Source organism: Streptomyces sp. NPDC001070 (assembly GCF_053598835.1).
Window position 1 is genome coordinate 1 of sequence record NZ_JBSFLB010000004.1, and the last position, 22,044, is coordinate 22,044.

At 72.6% G+C, this 22,044-nt stretch carries 16 protein-coding genes and 1 pseudogene; 3 read left to right on the forward strand and 14 right to left on the reverse strand.

Going from position 1 to position 22,044, the window contains the following annotated elements:
* From ACWDAS_RS06075 to ACWDAS_RS06095, 5 genes and pseudogenes are all read right to left on the reverse strand, one after another.
* Window positions 1–135, reverse strand: a pseudogene (locus ACWDAS_RS06075) (ketol-acid reductoisomerase); the annotation flags it as partial.
* 76 nt (window positions 136–211) lie between these two features.
* A complete protein-coding gene (ilvN, locus tag ACWDAS_RS06080; RefSeq protein ID WP_361792575.1) occupies window positions 212–739 on the reverse strand; it encodes an acetolactate synthase small subunit in 528 nt (175 codons plus the stop codon).
* Window positions 740–771: 32 nt separating this feature from the next.
* The gene (locus ACWDAS_RS06085) at window positions 772–2,649 is read right to left on the reverse strand and encodes an acetolactate synthase large subunit (RefSeq protein WP_450387633.1); all 1,878 of its coding nucleotides are present in this window, start codon (window positions 2,647–2,649) and stop codon (window positions 772–774) included.
* Between the two features lie 212 nt (window positions 2,650–2,861).
* Complete coding sequence (locus ACWDAS_RS06090; RefSeq protein WP_450387634.1) at window positions 2,862–5,693, reverse strand: putative bifunctional diguanylate cyclase/phosphodiesterase; 2,832 nt, start codon at window positions 5,691–5,693, stop codon at window positions 2,862–2,864.
* Between the two features lie 272 nt (window positions 5,694–5,965).
* Window positions 5,966–6,919, reverse strand: a complete 954-nt coding sequence (locus tag ACWDAS_RS06095; protein ID WP_450387635.1) for a 2-hydroxyacid dehydrogenase — start codon at window positions 6,917–6,919, stop codon at window positions 5,966–5,968.
* Between the two features lie 56 nt (window positions 6,920–6,975).
* On the opposite strand from ACWDAS_RS06095, the gene ACWDAS_RS06100 reads away from it, so the two are divergent.
* The 3 genes from ACWDAS_RS06100 to ACWDAS_RS06110 all read left to right on the forward strand — a co-directional run bounded on the left by ACWDAS_RS06100 (window position 6,976) and on the right by ACWDAS_RS06110 (window position 9,487).
* Entirely contained in the window at window positions 6,976–7,974 is a 999-nt protein-coding gene (locus ACWDAS_RS06100; RefSeq protein WP_450387637.1) for an aldo/keto reductase, read from the forward strand.
* A gap of 121 nt (window positions 7,975–8,095) precedes the next feature.
* The gene (locus ACWDAS_RS06105) at window positions 8,096–9,295 is read left to right on the forward strand and encodes a PQQ-dependent sugar dehydrogenase (RefSeq protein ID WP_450387638.1); all 1,200 of its coding nucleotides are present in this window, start codon (window positions 8,096–8,098) and stop codon (window positions 9,293–9,295) included.
* A 21-nt stretch (window positions 9,296–9,316) separates the two neighbouring features.
* On the forward strand, window positions 9,317–9,487 hold the full coding sequence (locus ACWDAS_RS06110) for a DUF6191 domain-containing protein (protein WP_450387639.1): 171 nt from the start codon (window positions 9,317–9,319) through the stop codon (window positions 9,485–9,487).
* 39 nt (window positions 9,488–9,526) lie between these two features.
* Here ACWDAS_RS06110 and ACWDAS_RS06115 read toward each other — a convergent pair whose 3' ends face one another.
* The 9 genes from ACWDAS_RS06115 to ACWDAS_RS06155 form a co-directional block, all read right to left on the reverse strand.
* Entirely contained in the window at window positions 9,527–12,577 is a 3,051-nt protein-coding gene (locus ACWDAS_RS06115; protein ID WP_450387916.1) for a helix-turn-helix transcriptional regulator, read from the reverse strand.
* A gap of 50 nt (window positions 12,578–12,627) precedes the next feature.
* Window positions 12,628–12,840: a hypothetical protein gene (locus ACWDAS_RS06120; RefSeq protein ID WP_450387640.1), complete on the reverse strand. Its 213-nt coding sequence runs from the start codon at window positions 12,838–12,840 to the stop codon at window positions 12,628–12,630.
* A 188-nt stretch (window positions 12,841–13,028) separates the two neighbouring features.
* Window positions 13,029–13,646 carry a hypothetical protein gene (locus ACWDAS_RS06125; RefSeq protein ID WP_450387641.1) on the reverse strand — a complete coding sequence of 206 codons (618 nt, stop codon included), beginning with the start codon at window positions 13,644–13,646 and terminating at the stop codon, window positions 13,029–13,031.
* A gap of 17 nt (window positions 13,647–13,663) precedes the next feature.
* On the reverse strand, window positions 13,664–15,862 hold the full coding sequence (locus tag ACWDAS_RS06130) for an MMPL family transporter (protein ID WP_450387642.1): 2,199 nt from the start codon (window positions 15,860–15,862) through the stop codon (window positions 13,664–13,666).
* A 229-nt stretch (window positions 15,863–16,091) separates the two neighbouring features.
* On the reverse strand, window positions 16,092–17,600 hold the full coding sequence (gene gatB, locus ACWDAS_RS06135; protein ID WP_450387643.1) for an Asp-tRNA(Asn)/Glu-tRNA(Gln) amidotransferase subunit GatB: 1,509 nt from the start codon (window positions 17,598–17,600) through the stop codon (window positions 16,092–16,094).
* Between the two features lie 25 nt (window positions 17,601–17,625).
* The gene (locus tag ACWDAS_RS06140) at window positions 17,626–17,874 is read right to left on the reverse strand and encodes a hypothetical protein (RefSeq protein ID WP_450387644.1); all 249 of its coding nucleotides are present in this window, start codon (window positions 17,872–17,874) and stop codon (window positions 17,626–17,628) included.
* Window positions 17,871–19,364, reverse strand: coding sequence for an Asp-tRNA(Asn)/Glu-tRNA(Gln) amidotransferase subunit GatA (gene gatA / locus ACWDAS_RS06145; RefSeq protein ID WP_450387645.1), 1,494 nt, complete (start codon window positions 19,362–19,364; stop codon window positions 17,871–17,873). The genes ACWDAS_RS06140 and gatA overlap by 4 nt, the downstream gene beginning before the upstream one ends.
* Window positions 19,365–19,369: 5 nt before the next feature.
* Window positions 19,370–19,666 (reverse strand): Asp-tRNA(Asn)/Glu-tRNA(Gln) amidotransferase subunit GatC, encoded by a 297-nt coding sequence (gene gatC, locus ACWDAS_RS06150; RefSeq protein WP_450387646.1) that lies wholly within the window; start codon window positions 19,664–19,666, stop codon window positions 19,370–19,372.
* 269 nt (window positions 19,667–19,935) lie between these two features.
* Window positions 19,936–22,044 (reverse strand): putative bifunctional diguanylate cyclase/phosphodiesterase, encoded by a 2,109-nt coding sequence (locus ACWDAS_RS06155; RefSeq protein ID WP_450387647.1) that lies wholly within the window; start codon window positions 22,042–22,044, stop codon window positions 19,936–19,938.

A 22,044-nucleotide genomic window follows, 5' to 3' on the forward strand; every position in this document is an offset into this window, starting at 1 on the left:
GACGCGCACGTCGACGCCCGAGTCACGCAGCGACAGCGCGTGGGCGTGGCCCTGGCTTCCGTAGCCGATGACCGCGACCTTGCGGCCCTGGATGATGGACAGGTCGGCATCGTCGTCGTAGAACAGCTCGGCCACTTCGGGTCTCTCCTTGGGGATCTGGCGGGTTGCCCACACACTACGTCTGCGGGCGGAATCAAGTTTTACGGTCTCGCTATGCGGTCCGGTCGAGGGCGCGCAGGGAGCGGTCGGTGATCGAGCGTGCGCCGCGGCCGATCGCGATCGTGCCGGACTGGACGAGCTCCTTGATGCCGAAGGGCTCCAGCATCTTCAGCATGGCCTCGAGCTTGTCGGCACCGCCGGTGGCCTCGATCGTGACCGCCTCGGGCGAGACGTCCACGGTCTTGGCGCGGAACAGCTGGACGATCTCCACGATCTGGGAGCGTGACTCGTTGTCGGCCCGCACCTTCACCAGAACGAGTTCGCGCTGAACGGCCGAGGAGGGCTCCAGCTCGACGATCTTCAGCACGTTGACGAGCTTGTTGAGCTGCTTGGTGACCTGCTCCAGCGGAAGGTCCTCGATCACGTTCACCACGATGGTGATGCGGGAGATGTCAGGGTGCTCGGTGGTGCCGACCGCGAGGGAGTCGATGTTGAAGCCGCGGCGCGAGAACAGGGCGGTGATCCGGGCGAGGACACCGGGCTTGTTCTCCACCAGGACGGAGAGCGTGTGCTTGGACATGTCGCGTCGTTCCTCTGCTTCTCTCTCGGTCCTCAGTCGTCGGCCGCGTCGCCGAAGTCGGGGCGGACGTCGCGGGCGGCCATGATCTCGTCGTTGGAGGTGCCGGCGGCGACCATCGGCCACACCATGGCGTCCTCGTGGACGATGAAGTCCACGACCACTGGGCGGTCGTTGATGGCGTTGGCCTTCTCGATGACCTCGTCCAGCTCGTCGGGCGACTCGCAGCGCAGACCGACGCAGCCCATGGCCTCGGACAGCTTCACGAAGTCCGGGACGCGGGTGCCGGCCGGCGGGGTCTGGCTGACGCCCAGGTGGGAGCCGCGGCCGGCGTTGGTCTCGCCGGCGTGCAGGACGGTGTTGGAGTAGCGCTCGTTGTAGAAGAGCGACTGCCACTGACGGACCATGCCCAGCGCGCCGTTGTTGATGATGGCGACCTTGATCGGGATGTTGTTCAGCGCGCAGGTGACCAGCTCCTGGTTGGTCATCTGGAAGCATCCGTCGCCGTCGATCGCCCAGACGGTGGAGCCGGGCATGCCGGCCTTGGCGCCCATGGCGGCGGGGACCGCGTAGCCCATGGTCCCGGCGCCGCCGGAGTTGAACCAGGTGTACGGCTTCTCGAAGGAGACGAACTGCGAGGCCCACATCTGGTGCTGGCCGACGCCGGCCGCGAAGAGGGTGCCCTCCGGTGCCAGCTGCCCGATCCGCTGGATGACCTGCTGCGGGGACAGGCTGCCGTCGGCGGGCAGGTCGTAACCGAGCGGGTAGGTGTCGCGCAGCCCGCTCAGCAGCTTCCACCAGTCGGTGTAGTCGCCGCGGCGGCCCGCGTCGTGGTCGGCCTGGACGGCGACGATCAGGTCGGCGATGACCTCGCGGGCGTCGCCGACGATCGGCACGTCGGCGACGCGGTTCTTGGAGATCTCGGCCGGGTCGATGTCGGCGTGCACGATCTTGGCGTACGGGGCGAAGGAGTCGAGCTTGCCCGTGACGCGGTCGTCGAAGCGGGCGCCGAGGGCGACGATCAGATCGGCCTTCTGGAGGGCCGCGACGGCGGAGACCGAGCCGTGCATGCCGGGCATGCCGACGTGCTGGGGGTGGCTGTCGGGGAAGGCGCCCAGCGCCATCAGCGTGGTGGTGACCGGGGCACCGGTCAGCTCGGCCAGGATGCGCAGCTCCCCCGTGGCGCGGGCCTTGAGCACGCCGCCGCCGACGTACAGCACGGGGCGCTTGGCCTCGTTGATCAGGCGGGCGGCCTCGCGGATCTGCTTGGCGTGCGGCTTGGTCACCGGGCGGTAGCCGGGCAGGTCGGTGGTGGGCGGCCAGGAGAAGGTCGTCTGCGACTGCAGGGCGTCCTTGGCGATGTCGACCAGGACCGGGCCGGGGCGGCCGGTCGCCGCGATGTGGAAGGCCTCGGCGATGGTGCGCGGGATGTCGTCCGGATCGGTGACGAGGAAGTTGTGCTTGGTGATCGGCATCGTGATGCCGCAGATGTCCGCCTCCTGGAAGGCGTCGGTGCCGATCGCCTTGGAGGCGACCTGGCCGGTGATCGCGACGATGGGGACCGAGTCCATGTGGGCGTCGGCGATCGGGGTGACCAGGTTGGTCGCGCCCGGGCCGGAGGTCGCCATGCAGACGCCGACCTTGCCGGTGGCCTGCGCGTAGCCGGTGGCGGCGTGGCCGGCCCCCTGCTCGTGCCGGACCAGGACGTGGCGCACCTTGGAGGAATCCATGAGTGGGTCGTACGCCGGAAGGATCGCACCACCCGGGATGCCGAACACCGTGTCGGCGCCGACCGCCTCAAGAGAACGAATGAGGGACTGGGCGCCCGTGACGCGCTCGGCGGGGGTGGGCTGCGGCGCGGCGCCGCGGGCCCGCGGCTGCGGGTGGTGGGCCCCGGTGGCCTGCTCGGTCATCTGGTTCTCATCTCTCAGGAGTTTGAGGGTGGAGAGGGTGGTTTGTCTGGATCCCAGGCAACAAAAAACCCCTCGTGCCGGCAGGCAAGCGAGGGGAGCGCGTCGGTGCGTTCCACGAGGCGGTCAGGGGCCCCGGGTCAGCCGACGCGCTTTCCAAGTACGAGAATTCGGGTGCGCATGGCACTGACCTTCCTCCTCGCCGGCGGGGAGTGTCAAGCGGGTGGGACGGGCGTCTCATTATTTGAGCGTAGCTCGTCCGGCTTCCGCGTGCCCCGCACAGAGATCCGGGCGCTGCTCAGCGCGATCGCCCCGCCGGGCACGGGATAGCATCCGCGAGTCAGCGAGGAGCGCAGCCGGTGCTCGTCCAGCGGTCCCGAGAATGCCATGCCCTGACCGTGGGTGCAGCCCATCTCACGCAATGCCAGCACCTGCTCGGGCCGGTCCACGCCTTCGGCCACCGAGCCGATCCCGAGGTCGCCGGCGATACCCAGCAGCCCCGCCGTGATCTTGCGCAGCCGCGGGGACTCCACGACGCCCTCGGTGAGCCCCCGGTCCAGCTTGAGCACGTCGACGGGGAGCCGCCGCAGCGCGTTCATGGGCGCGTAGCCGCTGCCGAAGCCCTCCAGGGCGATGCGCACCCCGAGCCGGCTCAGCGCGGTCAGCCGCCGCTCCAGCTCGTCCAGGGAGATCCGCGGATCCTGGTCGGCGACCTGCAGGACGAGGGAGTCCGGCGGGAGCCCGTGCCGTTCGATCAGGGCCTCGATGTCCTTGGTGGGCAGCTCGCGGTGCATCAGCCGCCGGGTGGACAGGCGGACGGCGACCGGGACCGGGCAGCCCGCGGCATGGCGCAGGGCGGCCTGGCGGACCGCCTCCTCCAGCAGCCAGCGGGCCAGCTGCGCGGTGCGGTCGGTGTCCTCGGCGACCCTCAGGAACTCGGCGGGGGTGAAGAGGATGCCCTGGGCGGAGCGCCACCGGGCCTGCGCCTCGACGGCGGCGACCTCGCCGCTGCCGAGGTCGACCACCGGCTGGTGGAGCAGTGCGAACTCGCCGTCGCGCAGGGCGGTGCGCAGCCGTCCCGCGAGCTCGGCGCGGCGTACCACCTCGGCCTGCATCGCGGGCGCGTACATCTCGACGCGGCCCTTGCCGGCCTGCTTGGCCCGGTACATGGCCAGGTCGGCGTTGCGCAGCAGCTGGCCGGGGCTGACCCCGGGGTCGGCGAAGGCGACGCCGATGCTGGCGGCCACGCGGACCTCGGTGCCGTCCACCCGGTACGGCTCGGAGAGGGCGGCGCGGAGCCGGTCGGCGACCTCGTGCACCTGGTACTCGCGCAGATGCCGGTCGGCGCTGGTCCCGCAGATGAGGGCGGCGAACTCGTCGCCGCCCAGGCGTGCCGCGGTGTCGCCCGCGCGCACGGAGTCCCGCAGGCGCCTGGCCGCCTGGACGAGGAGCTCGTCGCCGGCCTGGTGGCCGACGGTGTCGTTGACCGCCTTGAAGCCGTCCAGGTCGATGAAGAGCACGGCCGTGGTGCCGGTGTCGCCGTCGGTGGCCCGGCGGCCGCCGAGGGCCTGGCGGATCCGTTCGGTGAACAGCGCCCGGTTGGGCAGGTCGGTGAGCGGGTCGTGCGAGGCGTTGTGCTGCAGCTGGTCCTGGAGGCGGACCCGCTCGGTGACGTCGCGGCTGTTGAAGATCAGACCGCCCTGGTGCCGGTTGACGCTCGACTCGACGTTGAGCCAGCTGCCGTCACCGTGCCGTATGCGGCACTCGATGCGGGTGGCGGGCTCCTCGGCCGGATGGGCGGCCAGGAAGCGGCGCACCTCGTGCACCACCCGGCCCAGGTCCTCGGGGTGGACGTGCGTGGCGAACTCGGTGCCGACCCATTCCTCGGGGTCGCTGCCGTACACCCCCTTGGCGGCGGGGCTCACATAGCGCAGCACGCCGGTCGGCGAGGCGATCATGATGACGTCGCTGGAGCCCTGCACGAGGGACCGGAAGTGGTTCTCCTTCTGGGCCAGCTCCTGGGTGAGCGCGATGTTGTCGAGCAGCATGATGCCCTGGCGCACGACCAGGGCGAGCACGACGGTGCAGCCGGTGAGGAGCACCACCCGGTCGCTCTTGCGGCCGTCGATGACGTTGTAGAGGATGCCGAGCACGCAGACCGCGGCCGCCAGATACGGGGTCAGCGCCGCCAGCGAGCCGGTCACCCGGCGGCCCTGCCCGGGGCGCCGTTCGGCCGTCGCCCGCTCGGCGGTCCCGCGGTCGCCGACCCAGGGGGCGTACGCGAGCAGCATGCTGCCGGCGAACCACCCGGCGTCCAGGATCTGGCCCGAGCGGTAGTGCTCGCGCAGCAGCGGCGAGGTGAACAGCGCGTCGCACAGCACCGTGAGGGCGAGGGAGGCGATGGCGGTGTTCACCGCCGCCCGGTTGGCCGCGGAGCGCCGGAAGTGCAGCGCCAGCACCATGCTGACCAGCATGATGTCCAGCAGTGGATACGCCAGGGACAGGGCGATGCGCGCGGTGCTGCGGCCGTCCCACAGGGCCGTCTGGGCCAGGGCGAGGGTCCACGACAGGGTCAGCAGCGAGCCGCCGATGAGCCAGGCGTCCAGCCCGAGGCAGACCCATCCGGCCCGGGTGACCGGTCGCTTGGCGAGCACCAGCAACCCGATGATCGCGGGCGGGGCGAAGAGCAGGAAGCAGAAGTCGGCGACCGAGGTGCGCGGCACGGGCTCGCGCAGCACGACCTCGTACCAGCCCCAGATGCCGTTGCCGAGCGCCACCATGGCGGAGGAGACGGCGAAGAGCGCCCAGGCGGGGCGGTACCGGTCGGCGACGCTTCGGACGTACACCAGACAGGAGACGGCCGCGGCCAGGGCCGCGGCGGAGAGCCCGAAGTCGCCCATGACCAGGGCCAGCTCCGTGGAGCCCCAGCCGAAGGCCGATCCGATGGCGTAACCACCGCAGAGTACGGCCACCAGCAACTGGTGCAGCAGGCCGGTCCGGTCGCCCGGCACGGACGCCTGCGAGAGGACCGCACCGGGCGCGCTCACGGTGTCGTCCCGCGATGCCGTGAACGTCCCCGGCACGGTGTGCCGTGGTCCAGCGTCGGATGCTCTCTCCATTGGCCGTACATCGCCCGTCGCCCCCCATCAAGTCCTGAGTCGTCCCACGCCCGTTCGCGACTCGCCGAGCCACGCCGATCGTGTTCCCCCAGTGCGGGACGATACACCAGTTCAGTCACTCAGGGACATAGTTCCTCTACACAGCGTGACCACGCGTAGCGCCCTGCCCCATGCGTCGGGCACCCGGTGCCACCGCGCGATCAGGTGGTCGCGACGACGTTCGCGAGGTCCTGGCCGGCCGCGAAACGGCCCAGCTGCTCGCGGAGCAGCCGCTTGGCCCTGGGCAGGAAGGCCGAGGTGCTGCCGCCGACGTGCGGGCTGACGAGGACTCCCGGGGCGTGCCAGAGCGGGTGCCCCGGAGGCAGCGGCTCCGGATCGGTGACATCGAGTGCCGCCTGGAGCCGGCCGGCCTCCAGCTCGGCGAGAAGCGCCTTGGTGTCCACCACGGGACCGCGGGCGACGTTCACCAGGAGCGCCCCGTCCTTCATCCCCGCCAGGAACCGGGCGTCGGCCAGACGGCGGGTGGCCGGGGTGAGCGGGGTCGACAGGACGACCACATCAGCCTCGGGCAGCAGGCCGGGCAGGTCCGCCAGGGCGTGCACGGGGCCGTGCGGGCAGCGTCGGGCCAGCCGGGCGACCCGGGTGACGTGGCATTCGAAGGGGATGAGCCGTTCCTCGATGGCCGCGCCGATCGATCCGTAGCCGACGATGAGGACCCGCTTGTCGGCGAGCGCCGGGTAGAAACCGTCGTGCCATTCCTCGGCGTCCTGGCCGCGCACGAAGCGCGGGATGCCGCGCAGGGCCGCAAGGGTGAGGGTGACGGCCAGCTCGGCGGTGCTGGCCTCGTGCACCCCGCGGGCGTTGCACAGTCGCACGCCCGGCGGGAGCTGCGGCAGGTACGGCATGACGTGGTCGACACCCGCGCTGAGGGTCTGCACGACCCGGACCCCGGACATGCGGGGCAGCGGCCGGCCTGCGACCTCCGCGCCCTTCATGTAGGGCACGACGTAGAACGCGGCGTCCGCGGGGTCGGCCGGGTACTCCTCGTCCCCGTCCCAGAAGACGTAGTCGAGGCTGTCGGGGAGCCCCTCGACGTCCTCGGCGGGGATCGGGAGCCATGCGGTGGGGCGGTGGTTCCGGGTGATGTCAGCCATGGTCAGGAGGCTATGGCACAGTGGGGCGGCGCGAGAGGTCAGCGGAGGTCAGCCAGGTGGAGCGCAGGACGGTCGGATCGGCGGCTCTTGAGGTGGGCGCCGTCGGCCTGGGATGCATGCCGATGAGCTGGGCGTACACGGCGTCCCGGCAGGACGGCGAATCGTCACTGCGGGCCGTGCACGCGGCGGTCGACCACGGCACGACGCTGCTCGACACCGCCGACATGTACGGCCCGTTCACCAACGAGTTGCTGCTGGGGCGGGTGCTGAAGGAGCGTCGCCCCGAGGTCTTCGTCTCCACCAAGTGCGGGCTGCTCGTCGGCGAGCAGCACCTGGTGGCCAACGGGCGGCCCTCGTACGTCAAGCGGGCCTGCGACGCGTCGCTGCGCCGGCTGCAGACCGACGTGATCGACCTCTACCAGTTGCACCGGGCCGATCCGGAGGTCCCCGTCGAGGAGACGTGGGGCGCGATGGCGGAGCTGGTCGCGGCCGGCAAGGTGCGCGCGCTGGGGTGGTGCGCGGTGGGCGCGCGGGCGGTCCGGCGCACGGGTCCGGGCTCGGCGATGTACGACGAGACCCTGCGGCAGTTGCGCCGCGCGCAGCAGGTCTTCCCGGTCAGCTGCGTGCAGGCCGAGCTGTCGGTGTGGTCGCCCCAGGCGCTGGCGGAGCTGCTGCCGTGGTGCACGCAGCGCGGGGTCGGCTTCATGGCCGCGATGCCGCTGGGCAACGGCTTCCTGACGGGCACGCTCACCCCGGGCCAGGGCTTCGAGCCGGACGACGTACGGGCGCGGCATCCCCGGTTCACGGCCGAGATGATGGCCGCCAACCAGCCGATCGTCGCGGGGCTGCGCCGGGTCGCCGAGGCGCACGGCGCGACGCCGGCGCAGGTCGCGCTGGCGTGGGTGCTGGCCCAGGGCCCCCAGGTCGTGCCGATCCCGGGCGCGAAGCGGGAGCGGTGGACGGTGGAGAACGCCGGGGCCGCGGAACTGCGGCTGACCGGCGAGGACTTCGCTGAGATAGCGGCCCTGCCACCCGCGCGGGGCTCCTGGGACTGAAGGGACCACAAGGGTTCCTGGGGCTGAGGGCCACTACGCGGACCGCGGGGCGGAGGTGACGCGGAGATCCGTGCCGCCCGACGGGAACCCCGAACGCCTGGGCGGTGTAGTCACGGATGTGATGTTCTTGAAGTCCGTGCCGGAGAATCCCCGGGAGGGAAGCGTGGGACGCCGTGCCGCCGTCGTGACCGCAGCGCTGGCCGGTGCCGCGCTGCTCGCCACCGGATGCTCCTCGGACGGGGGAGGCTCCCCGGCCCCCACGACGTCCTCCCCCGCCGCCGCGTCGGCGCCTCCCTCGTCGGGGGCGGCCGAGCCGTCGGCTCCGGCGAAGGGCTCGGCGGAGGTGACCGGCACGGTCGCGACGGGTCTCACCACCCCGTGGGGCGTGGTCGTGCTGTCCGAGGGGGATCTGCTGGTCGCCTCCCGCGACACCGGCCGGATCGTCCGGGTGGCCGCGAAGGACGGCCGCACGACACCGGTCGGCACGGTGCCGGGGGTCTCCTCGGGCGGTGAGGGCGGTCTGCTGGGACTCGCCGTCTCGCGTGACTTCGCCACCGACCACCTGGTGTACGCGTACTTCACCACCGACTCGGACAACCGCATCGCGCGCATGCTCTACGACCCGGCGAAACCGCCCGGGGAGCAGCTGGGCGCCCCGGACACGATCCTGCGCGGCATCCCGCACGGCGCCATCCACAACGGCGGGCGGATCGCCTTCGGCCCCGACGGGATGCTGTACGCGGGCACGGGCGAGAGCGGCGACCGCGGCCTGTCCCAGGACAAGGCCTCCCTGGGCGGCAAGATCCTGCGGATGACGCCCGACGGCGAGCCCGCGCACGGCAATCCGGAGGCCGACTCCGTCGTCTACTCCTACGGGCACCGCAATGTGCAGGGCCTCGCCTGGGACAGCCGGGGGCGGTTGTGGGCGTCGGAGTTCGGGCAGGACACCTGGGACGAGCTCAATCTGATCGAGCCGGGGAAGAACTACGGCTGGCCGGTGGTGGAGGGTCTGGCCCACCGCGAGGGCTATGTGGACCCGATCGCGCAGTGGCGGACGGACGACGCCTCGCCCAGCGGCATCGCCTACGCCGACGGCTCGATCTGGATGGCCTCACTGCACGGTGCCCGTCTGTGGCGGATCCCCCTGGCCGGTACGAAGGCCGCGGCCGATCCGCAGGCGTTCCTCGTCGGCGAGTACGGCCGGCTGCGCACCGTCGTGGCCGATCCGGACGGCGGGCTCCTGCTGACCACCAGCAACACCGACGGCCGGGGCGAGCCGCGCAAGGGGGACGACCGGATCCTGCGGCTGCGGGTGAGCTGACCGACGACATCTGGGGGTGCGATGTTCAATGCGCTGGACGAGCTGTTCGCTCCGGGCCGCAGGCACGCCGAGGACGAACGCAACCGCCTGGAGCTGGTGCGCGACGAGGAGGGGGACGCGGATCCGGGCCGGGGCCCGATCGACCTGGACTCGGGCACCGTCCTGATACGTCCGCCGCGGGCCGGGCGGTAGCGGCCCGGGCCCGGCGGTGGCGGCGCCCGGCCGGTGGGATCAGCCCGGCTGCCCGGCGAACAGCCGCAGTCGGTGGGCGAGCGCGGCGGCCTCGCCGCGGCCCGAGACGCCGAGCTTGGCGAGGATGTTGGAGACGTGGACGCTCGCGGTCTTCGGCGAGATGAAGAGCTCCTCGGCGATACGGCGGTTGGTGTAGCCGGCGGCGACCCGGCGCAGCACCTCGCGCTCGCGGGCGGTCAGGCCGAAGGGTTCCGGCTCCTCGGCCGCGGCGGGGACGACGCCCGCCTCCGGCTCTCCCAGCGTCAGCCTGCCCCGCAGGGCAAGCAATCGGACGGCATCGCGCAGCGGTACGGCGCCCAGGGAGTCGGCGACCTCGCACGCCTCGCGCAGCAGTGCGGCGGCGCGGTCGCGGGCCCCGGGGTCGTGCCGGGCGAGCAGCGCCTCGGCGTGCCGCAGCCGCACCTGGGCGAGCGGGTACGGGCGGTCGAGGGCGGCGAAGGCCTCTTCGGCGGCGGCCCAGGGCCCGGCGTCGCTGCTCCCGTCGGCGCGCAGCAGTTCGGCCTCGACCAGCAGGGCGTGGGCGGCCCACACCGGGGACAGCCGGGGCAGCCGTCCCGCCGCCTTGCGGATGAGGGCGAGCATCTCGGGGCGCCCCTCGTCCGCGCCGGGCAGCCCGTGGGCGTCGGACTCCAGCGCCACCGCGGTGTGCAGCATCGGCCAGCCGTAACGGTGCATCGCGGGTGGGAACCCCGCCTCCAGGGCGGCGCGCACCGCGGCCCGCGCCTCCAGGAAGCGTCCGCGCCCGGCGGCGACCGCAATGGTCAGATGACGCAGCGGCAGGGCGCTCTGCGGCTGGTGGTCCTGGGTGCCCAGATGGTCCCGCGCGGCGGCGATCTCGGCCTCGGCGCGGTCGTACTCCCCGCGCAGCACGGCGAGTTGGGCCAGGAGTGTCGCCGCCCAGCCGAGGTACAGGGCGTGGTTCGTGCTCTCCCGGCCGCGGACGGCGATCTCGGCCGCCTCGTCCCAGCGGCCGAGCGCGAGCAGGGACTCGGCCTCGTTGGCGGAGGCGAAGGTGGCGCCGTCGCGCAGCCCGTGGCGGGTGGCACTCTCCACTCCCCTGCGGGCCACCGCGATCGCCTCCTCCGAGCGGCCCACGGCCTCCAGCAGGGCGGCGAGGTTGGCGTCGGCGTTCACCGTGAGGTTGCCGTACCGGGCGGCGGCGGCCCGGTCGCGGGCGGCCTCAAGTTCGGCGATGCCGGCCTCGGCGTCACCGGCGTCGGCGAGCAGGATGCCCAGGGTGACCCGGGCGTGGATCTCCGTCTCCTCGGCACCGACGAGCCGGGCCAGTTCGATGGCGCGCTCCGCCGTGGTGATGCTGTCCGGCCCCGGGTTGTGCATCATGGCCCAGCCGGCCACGCTCTCCAGCACCTCGGCGTGGACCGGGGACGGCGGCAGCCCGCGGACGAGTTCCTGGGCCTCGGCGATCTCCGCCCAGCCGTCGCCGCGGCCCATCGCGACCATCAGCCGGGAGCGCTGGATCCAGAACCAGGCGGCTCGCAGCGGGTCGCCGGAGCGCTCCAGCAGGCGCAGCGCCCGCTTGGTGACCTCGTAGGCGCCCTCGCGGTCGGCGCTGAGGCGCGCGGCCACGGTCGTCTCGGCGAGCAGGTCCATGTACTGCAGGGGCTTGCCGCCCGGGTCGCAGCCGCAGGGGGGGAACACCTCCACGTAGTCGACGGGCCGCAGCTCCTCGCGGACCTCCGCTGGGGTGTCGTCCCACAACTCCAGGGCGCGTTCGAGCAGCCGGTGCTGTTCGGCGTAGGCGTGGCGGCGCCGGGCCTCGACGGAGGCGCGCAGCACGGCGGGCAGCGCCTTGGCGGGCTCGTGGGCGTGGTACCAGTAACTGGCCAGCCGGGCCGGCAGTTCGTCGTCGGGCACCATTCCTGGGTCGGCCTCCAGGGCCTGCGCGTAGCGGCGGTTGATGCGGCTGCGCTCGCCGGGCAGCAGATCGTCGCCGACGGCCTCGCGGACCAGCGAGTGCCGGAAGCGGTAGCCGTCGCCGTCGTCGGTGGGCAGCAGGATCTTGGCGCCGACGGCGGCGCGCAGGGCCTCGATGAGTTCGTCCTCGCCGAGCCCGGCGACGGCCTCCAGCAGCCGGTACTCCACGGCGGAGCCGCCCTCGGCGACGACGCGGGCGATCCGCTGGGCGGTCTCCGGCAGCGCCTCGACCCGTACGAGCAGCAGATCGCGCAGGCTGTCGCTGAGGCCGGTGCGGCAGCCCTGGGTGATGCTGCAGGCGAGTTCCTCGACGAAGAAGGGGTTGCCGTCGGAGCGGGTGAAGACCCGCTCGACGAGGGTCGCGGAGGGCTCGGCGTCGAGGATCCCGGCGACCTGGGCGCGGACCTCTGCGCGGGTGAACCGGGAGAGCTCCAGGCGCCTCACGGAGCGCATCCTGTCGAGTTCGGCGAGGAAGGGCCGCAGCGGGTGGCGGCGGTGGATGTCGTCGGAGCGGTAGGTGGCGAGGACGACGAGCCGGCCGCGGGAGAGCGAGCGCAGCAGATAGCCGAGGAGTTCGCGGGTGGAGCGGTCGGCCCAGTGCAGGTCCTCCAGGGCGACGACGAGCGTGCGGTCCTCCGAGAGCCGCTCCAGCAGCCGTGAGGTGAGTTCGAACAGCCGGGCACGGCCGTGCTCGTCCCGCTGGTCGGCGGAGTGCTCGGGGCCGTCCGTTCCGCCCAGTCCGGGCAGCAGGCGGGCGAGTTCGGCCTCGCTGCCGGCGGCCGCGGCGACCAGTTCGTCGCCGAGCCGGCGGTGCAGGGCACGCAGGATCGTCGCGACGGGCGCGAACGGCAGTCCGTCCGCGCCGATTTCCACGCAGGCGCCGACGGCCGCCACCGTCTGCGGTCCGTCCTCGCAGGCCGCGGCCAGGAACTCCTCGACGAGCCGGGTCTTGCCGACCCCGGCCTCGCCGCCGATGACCAACGCCTGCGGCTCGCCCGCGTGAGCGCGGGCGAGCGCGGAGGTGAGGCGGGTCAGTTCACGGGTGCGGCCGACGAACACCGGGCTGACGGACTGGTTCTGCACGGTCCCGAGCATCGCACGGGGCCCTGACAGCGCGACACCGGTTTCCACCGGCACCGCGGTGCTCACCCGGCGGTCCTCAGCCGCCGGGTGAACCGGCCCGCCCTCCGCCCGTGCGCCCTCCCCTCGTCCTGGTCGTCGGCGCCGCCGCGATGGCCGGCGGCGACACGGGCGGCCTCGCGGGCGCCCCTGCGGGCCTCGTGCGCCCGGCGGTACTCCGCGGCCTCGCGCAGCAGTTGCTCCGTCCGCTCGCGGCCCAGCAGTTCGTACGCGTACATCTCGTGCTCCTCGGATCGGGACCGATGGTCCGGAGTCGTTCTCCGTGCCATCAGCCTCGTCCCCAAGGGGGGTACGGCACATCGGGCAACATCCCAGGCTTCCGCGGCGGGGATGCCTTAGGCCGCCCGGCGAACCCCTCAGATCCTCAGGACCGCGCGGCCCCGCCTCCTCAGAGGCCCTTGGGGCCTCAGCCGCCGGACGAGGCCGGGGTCGCGGCAACGCTCGGCAGGCCGCCGAGGAGGTCGAGCCACATCCCGCCGGCCACGAACAGCCCGAGCACACCGAGGGCGAGCCCGCCCCAGGCGACGGCGCGCACCCATGGGGCGGCGCCCCGGGCGGCGAGCAGCACGGCGGCGACGACCACGAGGGCGACCAGTGCGCATCCGCCGTTGACCGCGGCCGTGGTGTGCCAGGGAGCGCCGTATATCTGCTCGATCTGCTGCGCGGCGCTGCCGGAGGAGGCGTTGATCTGCCCGATCAGCTGCCGCCGCTCGGCCAGTACGGTGCCGAGCCAGGTGCCGGTGAGCGATGCGAGGGCGAGGGCGGCGCCCACGACGGCCGCGGCGCCCGGGAGGACTACGGCCGGGCCGGCCGCGGCGAGGGCGTCCGGCACGGCGGGCGCGTCGAGGTCGTCGGAGTCGTCGAGGTCGTCCGGGTCCTCCGGAACGGCGGGCCGGGCATCGGGCACGGCGGCGGGTCCGCCGGTCTGTCCGGCGTCGGTCCCGTCGGTCCGGTCGGTGGGGGCGATCCCGCCGTCCGCGGTGGGCTCGTCGGCCGCCGTCTCATGGGTCTTGGTGGTCTCCATGGGCGGCAACCGTAGGCTCACATTCTGAGAGTCCTCTGAGAGCCGTACTCGTCCGCGGCGTCCGGCGCCGTCCCGGCCGGGCCCTCGATGCAGATGCGGGGCAGCCGGCGCTCCAGCCACCCGGGCAGCCACCAGTTCCGGTCGCCCAGCATGTGCATCAGCGCCGGTACGAGCAGCGTCCGCAGGACGAAGGCGTCCAGAGCGACGGCGGCCGCAAGGCCGATGCCGAACATCGCGATGACCCGGTCGCCGCTGAGCACGAAGGCCAGGAAGACGGAGATCATGATGACCGCGGCGGAGTTGATCACCCTGCTGGTCTCGGCGAGGCCGACCCGGACCGCGCGGCGGTTGTCATGGGTCTCGCGCCACTCCTCGTACATGCGGCTCACGAGGAAGACCTGGTAGTCCATCGAGAGCCCGAAGAGCACCGAGACCATGATCACCGGCAGGAAGGGCTCGATCGGCCCGGCCGCGCCGAGGCCCAGCAGTTCGCTCCCCCAGCCCCACTGGAAGATCGCCACGACGATGCCGAAGGACGAGGCGACGGCGGCGATGTTCATGACCGCGGCCTTGAGCGGGATGCCGAAGCTGCGGAAGGCCAGCAGCAGGAGCACGCAGCCCAGACCGATGACGGAGCCCACGAACAGCGGCAGCTTGCCGACGATCACCGACGCGAAGTCCGCATAGCCCGCGGTGACGCCGCCGACGTACACCTCCAGGGAGGTGCCCTCGGTGACCTCGGGGATGACGTCCTCACGCAGGTGGGTGACGAGCCGGTCGGTCGCCTGGTCCTGCGGGGAGGTGGTGGGGACGACGTCGACGACGTCGAGGCCGCTGCCGTGCTGCGCCTGTTCCACGTGCACCGCGGCGACGCCCTCGGTACGCCCCAGGACGACCGTGAGCTGCTCCAGGGCCGTGCGGTCGGCCGCGTCGCCGGACTTGGCGACCAGCTGCAGCGGGCCGTTGAATCCGGGCCCGAAGCCCTCGGAGAGCATGTCGTACGCCTGGCGGGTGGTGGCGCCCGCGGCGCCGTTGCCCTGGTCGGAGGCGCCCAGGTGCAGCGAGGTCGTGGGCACGGCCAGGACGGCCATGACGACGGCGGCGACCACGCCGAGGATCTTGGGGTGCCGTTCGACGAAGGCGGACCAGCGGGCCGCGAACCCGGTCGGCAGCTCGGGCGACGGCCCGTGCTCGGTGAGCCGGCGCCGCTCCCGGCGGCTGAGCGCCTTCATGCCGATCACGCCCAGCAGCGCGGGCAGCAGCGTCACCGAGGCGGCGACGGTCAGGATCACAGTGAGCGAGGCGGCGATCGCGACGCCGTTGAGGAACGACAGTCGCAGGATCAGCATGCCCAGCAGGGCCACGCAGACCGTGCCGCCCGCGAAGACCACCGCGCGGCCGGTCGTGGCGACCGCCTTCTCGGCGGCCTCGCGCACCGGCAGGCCCTGTTTGAGGCCCCTGCGGTGCCGGGTGACGATGAACAGGGCGTAGTCGATGCCCACGCCCAGGCCGATGAGCAGGCCCAGCATCGGAGCGAAGTCGGCGACCCTGATCAGGTGGCCGAGCAGTTCGATGGCCGTGTACGCGGTACCCACGCTGACCAGCGCGGTGATGATCGGCATGAACATCGCGAACAGCGAGCCGAAGGCCAGCAGCAGCACCACGGCCGCGACCGCGACGCCGACGACCTCGCTCATGTGCCCGCCGCCGCCCTCGGTGAGCGCGACGGCACTGCCCCCGAGCGCGACCCGGGTGTTGTCGTCGGCGGCGGCCTTGGCCGTGTCGACGACCTTCTGCACCTCGCCCGCGTGCAGTTCCTCCGAGGGCTTGTCGAACATGACCGTCGCGTAGGCGGTGTGGCCGTCCCGGCTGATCTGCGCTGCGCCCTCGGCGGTGTAGGGGCTGGTGACCGAGGCGACCCCGGGGAGCTGGGCGACCTTGTCCAGCGTGCCGGTCATCCGCTCCCTGACGGACGCGACGCCGACCGTGCCCGTGTCGGTGTGCCAGACGATCGTGTCGCTGTCCCCGGCGGAGCCGGGGAAGGCCTCCTTCAGCAGGGCGGTGGCCTTGCTGGAGTCGGTCCCCTTGATGTCGTAGTCGTTCGAGTACGCGGACCCGGCGACCAGAGCGGCCGTGGACAGACCGAGGAGGGCGACGAGCCACAGCAGGACGACGGCGAGTCGGCGGTTGAGGCACCAGCGGGCGAGTGCAGCCATTGCTCTCCCTGGAGGTTGCGTGGATCTTTCAGGCCAGAGAAGAGCCCTCAAAGAGCACAACACGTACGTCTTCGACTGAACCAGGAAGAAGAGATCATCGGCCGCATTCGTGCGCCGAATCACACCGCGCGCGGGGAATTTATCTCCCCCTTACGAGCGACGGACCTGCGACAACACCGAAGGGACGGCCCCCGGCGGGGAGCCGTCCCTTCCTGTGGTCCTGGCCGGATCAGCCCTGGACGCCCAGCTTCTCCAGCACCAGCTCGCGCACGCGCTTGGCGTCGGCCTGGCCGCGGGTGATCTTCATGACCGCGCCGATGAGCGCTCCCGCCGCCGCCAGGTTGCCACCGCGGATCTTGTCCGCGACGGCGGCGTTGGCCGCGATGGCCTCGTCGACGGCCGCACCGAGCGCGCCCTCGTCCGAGACGACCTTCAGCCCGCGCTTCTCGACGACCTCGTCCGGCTCGCCCTCGCCGTTCAGCACGCCCTCGATGACCTGGCGGGCCAGCTTGTCGTTGAGCGAGCCCTCGGCCACCAGCGCCGCCACCCGGGCCACCTGGGCCGGGGTGATCGGCAGCGCGGTCAGCTCCACACCGTCCTCGTTGGAGCGGCGCGCCAGCTCGCCCATCCACCACTTGCGCGCGGCGGCCGCGTCGGCCCCGGCCTCGATGGTGGCGACGATCGGGTCGATCGCACCCGCGTTGAGCACCGACTGCATCTCGTGGTCGGAGATGCCCCAGCCCTCCTGCAGGCGCTTGCGGCGCAGCCGCGGGAGCTCCGGCAGTCCGGCCCGCAGCTCCTCGACCCACTCGCGGGCGGGGGCCACGGGGACGAGGTCGGGCTCCGGGAAGTACCGGTAGTCCTCCGCCTCCTCCTTGATGCGGCCGGAGGTGGTGGAGCCGGTGTCCTCGTGGAAGTGCCGGGTCTCCTGGACGATCGTGCCGCCGGAGGAAAGCACGGCCGCGTGCCGCTGGATCTCGAAGCGGACGGCCCGCTCGACGCTGCGCAGCGAGTTGACGTTCTTCGTCTCGCTGCGGGTGCCGAACTTCTCCCGGCCGACGGGGCGCAGCGACAGGTTGACGTCGCAGCGCATCTGGCCCATCTCCATGCGGGCCTCGGACACGCCCAGCGCCTTGATCAGCTCGCGCAGCTCGGTCACGTACGCCTTCGCCACCTCGGGGGCGCGCTCGCCGGCGCCCACGATCGGCTTGGTGACGATCTCGATCAGCGGGATACCGGCCCGGTTGTAGTCCAGCAGCGAGTGCGAGGCGCCGTGGATACGGCCGGTCGCACCGCCGACGTGGGTGGACTTGCCGGTGTCCTCCTCCATGTGGGCGCGCTCGATCTCCACGCGGAAGACCTCGCCGTCCTCCAGCTGGACGTCCAGGTAGCCGTTGAAGGCGATCGGCTCGTCGTACTGGGAGGTCTGGAAGTTCTTCGGCATGTCCGGATAGAAGTAGTTCTTCCGGGCGAAGCGGCACCACTCGGCGATCTCGCAGTTGAGCGCGAGGCCGATCTTGATGGCGGACTCGACGCCGGTCGCGTTGACGACCGGCAGCGCGCCGGGCAGGCCCAGGCACACCGGGCACACCTGGCTGTTCGGCTCGGCGCCCAGCGCCGTCGAGCAGCCGCAGAACATCTTCGTCTTGGTGCCGAGCTCGACGTGGACCTCGAGGCCCATCACCGGGTCATAGGACGCGAGCGCGTCCTCGTACGACACCAGGTCCGTGACGGTCACAGTCTTGATACCTCTCAGTTCCCCGTCAGGATGCCAACACGTCGTGGTCGCTGCCGTCGCCGAGCCTGCGCAGCTGGCGGACCAGCAGGGCCACGCCCGTGGCGATCGCCGCGGCGCTGACCACAGCGTCGATCAGCAGCAGGGTGTCGCTCTCGGCCCGGCCCTTCTTCAGCTGCCGCGCCACACCGACCGCGCCGAAGAGCGTGGTGCCGATCGACAGGTAGGTGCCGGACTTGCTCTTCTTGAAGCCCTTGGCTTTCTCGATCTTGCTCACAGAGTCGGTGCCTCCTCCAGCAGCGGGTGGCCCCAGCGTGCGGTGAACGCGGCCTCGACGGCCGCACCGACACGGTAGAGGCGGTCGTCGGCCATGGCCGGGGCGATGATCTGCAGACCGACCGGGAGCCCGTCCTCGGAGGCGAGGCCGCAGGGCACGGACATGGCGGCGTTGCCCGCCAGGTTGGCCGGGATGGTGCACAGGTCGGCGAGGTACATCGCCATCGGGTCGTCCACGCGCTCGCCGATCGGGAACGCGGTGGTCGGGGTGGTCGGCGAGATCACGACGTCGACCTGCTGGAAGGAGCGCTCGAAGTCCCGCGAGATCAGGGTGCGGACCTTCTGGGCGCTGCCGTAGTACGCGTCGTAGTAGCCGGAGCTGAGCGCGTACGTGCCGAGCATGATCCGGCGCTTGACCTCGGGGCCGAAGCCGGCCTCGCGGGTGAGCGCGGTGACGTCCTCGGCGCTGCGGCTGCCGTCGTCGCCGACCCGCAGGCCGTAGCGCAGGCCGTCGAAGCGGGCCAGGTTGGACGAGCACTCGGAGGGCGCGATCAGGTAGTACGCGGCGAGCGCGTACTCGAAGGACGGGCAGGAGAGCTCGACGACCTCGGCGCCGAGCTCGCGGAGCAGCTCGACCGACTCGTTGAACCGCTCCATGACGCCGGCCTGGTAGCCCTCGCCGGCGAACTCCTTGACGACGCCGACCCGCAGGCCCTTGACGTCGGCGTTGCGCGCGGCCTCCACGACCGGCGGGACCGGAGCGTTGATGGAGGTGGAGTCCATCGGGTCGTACCCCGCGATGACCTCGTGCAGCAGGGCCGCGTCGAGGACGGTGCGGGCGCAGGGGCCGCCCTGGTCGAGGGAGGAGCTGAAGGCCACCATGCCGTAGCGGGAGACACCGCCGTAGGTCGGCTTGACGCCGACCGTGCCGGTGACGGCGGCCGGCTGGCGGATGGAGCCGCCGGTGTCGGTGCCGATGGCCAGCGGGGCCTGGAAGGAGGCGAGGGCGGCGGAGGAGCCGCCGCCGGAGCCGCCGGGGATCCGGGTGAGGTCCCACGGGTTGCCGGTCGGGCCGTAGGCGCTGTTCTCGGTGGAGGACCCCATGGCGAACTCGTCCATGTTGGTCTTGCCGAGGATGACGATGCCGGCCTGCTTGAGACGGCTGGTCAGCGTCGCGTCGTACGGCGGGATCCAGCCCTCGAGGATCTTGGAGCCGACCGTGGTCGGGACGCCCTTGGTGGTGAAGATGTCCTTCAGGGCCAGCGGGACACCCGCGAGGGGGCCCAGCTTCTCGCCGGCGGCGCGCTTGTCGTCGACGGCCTTGGCGGCCTTGAGGGCGCCCTCGGTGTCGACGTGCAGGAAGGCGTGCACCTTCTCGTCGACGGCCGCGATGCGGTCCAGGTGGGCCTTGGCGACCTCGACGGCGGAGGTCTCGCCGGAGGCGACGGCGGCCGCGGTCTCCGCGGCGGTGAGCCTGGTCAGATCGGTCATCGTGATCAGTCCTCCCCCAGGATCTGCGGCACCTTGAAGCGCTGCTGCTCCTGGGCAGGGGCGCCGGACAGCGCCTCCGCCGGGGTCAGGCAGGGCCGGACCTCGTCAGGGCGCATGACATTGGTCAGCGGCAGCGGGTGGGAGGTCGGCGGTACGTCCTCGCCGGCCACCTCGGAGACGCGGGCTACCGCGCCGATGATGGCGTCGAGCTGTCCGGCGAAGTGGTCGAGCTCTTCGTCCTTCAGCTCCAGACGCGACAGCCGGCCGAGGTGGGCGACCTCCTCGCGCGTGATGCCTGGCATGCAGCGATCCTCTGGGGGTGAGTTCGGTCTTTTCGCGCCCAATCCTATGGGCGCGGGCACCCCGGGGGCGAAACGGTTGTTGCTTCGCACCGCCGGGACGTGTCGGCCGCGGGCGCGGAGCGGGTGGGGCCACTGGGACGCCCGCGCCGTCACCGGGCCCCCGGCGGCCCGGTTTCCGCGGCCTCTCGCGGCCCGCCGCGCGGCTGTGCCGGGGCGGGCGGCGAGGGAGGCCGGCCGGGCCGGCCCCGCAGGTCGGGGGCCCGCAAACGTTACTGCGCGTCGGGAACTGCGGCTCGCTCCTTCGCCGCCTCCAGCTCCGCGGGGCGGCGCCATCCGGCACGGCCGCGGAGCCTGAGCCAGGCGGTGGTCTCCTCCGGGGGCATCGCCGCGGCGACCAGCCAGCCCTGGATCGCGTCGCAGCCCAGGTCGCGCAGACGCTCCCACGTCTCGTCGTCCTCGACGCCCTCCGCTACGACGAGGAGGCCGAGCGAATGGGCGAGGTCGACCGTGCAGCGCACGATCTCCGCATCCTCGGCGTCGACGGACAGCCGCGCGACGAACGAGCGGTCGATCTTCAGCTCGCTCACCGGCAGCCGCCGCAGGTGCACCAGAGAGGAGTACCCGGTGCCGAAGTCGTCCAGCGACATCTTCACCCCGTGCCCGGTCAGCCCGGCCATCGTGTCGGCCGCGCGCTGCGGGTCCTCCAGGAGCACATGCTCGGTGATCTCCAGCTGCAGCGCCCCCGGCGGGACGCCGTGCCGGGCCAGGCGCGCCGCGACGGCCCCGGCGAAGCCGGGCGAGTGGACGTCGCGCGGCGAGACGTTGACCGCGACGGGGACGTCGAGGCCCATCGCCCGCCAGCGGGCGACCTGCCCGAGCGCGGTCTCCAGGACGTACTCGGTGAGCTGCGGCATCAGCCCCGAGGTCTCGGCGATGGCGATGAACTCCTCGGGGCTGACACGGCCCCGCTCGGGGTGCACCCAGCGGACGAGCGCCTCCAGGCCGGCGACCTGCCCGTCGAAGCGGACCTTCGGCTGGTAGTGCAGTTCGACCTCGCCGCGGTCCAGGGCGCGGCGCAGGTCGCCGAGGAGTCCGAGGCGGTCGGGCGTGTTGCCGTCGCGGGAGGACTCGTAGACCTCGACGCCGCTGCGGTCACGTTTCGCCTGGTACATCGCGACGTCGGCGCGGCGCAGCAGGCCCTCGGCGTCACCGGCGTGATCGGGGAAGACGGCGACCCCGGCGCTGGCCTCGAGGACCAGGGTCAGGCCGTCGAGACTTAACGGCGAACTCAGCGCGGCGACCAGGGCCCTGGCGATGCGCTGGGCGCGGGTCGGCGAGTCGCAGGTGGGGAGCAGGACGGCGAACTCGTCGCCGCCGAGCCGGGCGACCTCGGCGCCGCGCGGCAGGGCGAGTCGCAGACGGTCGGCGATCTGCAGCAGCAGCCGGTCGCCGGCCATGTGACCGAGGGTGTCGTTGACGGAGCGGAACTTGTCGAGGTCGATCAGGACCAGGGCGGTCCGTTCGCCGCCGCGGGCGGCGTCGTCGAGCGCGGTCCAGGTGCGCTCCAGCATCCACTGACGGTTGGGCAGTCCGGTGAGCGGGTCCCGCAGTTGTTCCTCGGCGCGGGCGTGGGCGATCCAGAGCGTGGAGTCGAGCGCGATCAGGGGCACGGCGAACAGCGGCAGCAGCAGGGGCAGATCGGCCGCGACGATGATGATCAGCGGGGAGATGCCGAGCAGTGCGACACCGACGAAGCCCTGGCGTATCAGCGCGGTCCGGGCCACGGTGGGCAGCGCGCCGGCGCGCGGCACGATCGCATACCACAGGAGCGTGCGGGTCGCAGCCAGGTAGCCGAGCGCGGCGGCCAGGACCGCGGGGATGGCGGCCATCCCCCAAGTGGCGGGTTGCCAGGGCTGTTCGACGGACGGGTGGGTCCCGAAGGCGGACAGCGCGAGCGAGGCCCCGCCGATGCCGAGGATGTCCACGGCGCCGTGCAGCAGGGCCTCTCGCCAGCGGTGCCGGCGGGCCGCGCCGACCAGGACGACGACGGCCAGGCTGACCAGCACCGCGGGCACCCAGCCGTACAGCAGCAGCATGGCCAGGGTCAGGGCGGCGCCGGAGCCCGTGCCGCCCCACCAGCGGTCCCGGCCCATGGCGACCAGATGGCCGACGATGATGCCGGTGAGCACGGCGAACGCCCAGCCGACGTCACCGCCGGGGAAGAAGGCGTTGCCGTCCACGAGTACCCGCACGACGCCCACGACGAGGGCCGCCGCGGCGGCCCCCACGACCGCGTACCTGAGTGCCGCCGCGGGCAGCACCGGCGCGGCCGGCCCGAGCAGCCGCTGCGCCGGTCCGGCGCTGTCCGTCGGTTCCAT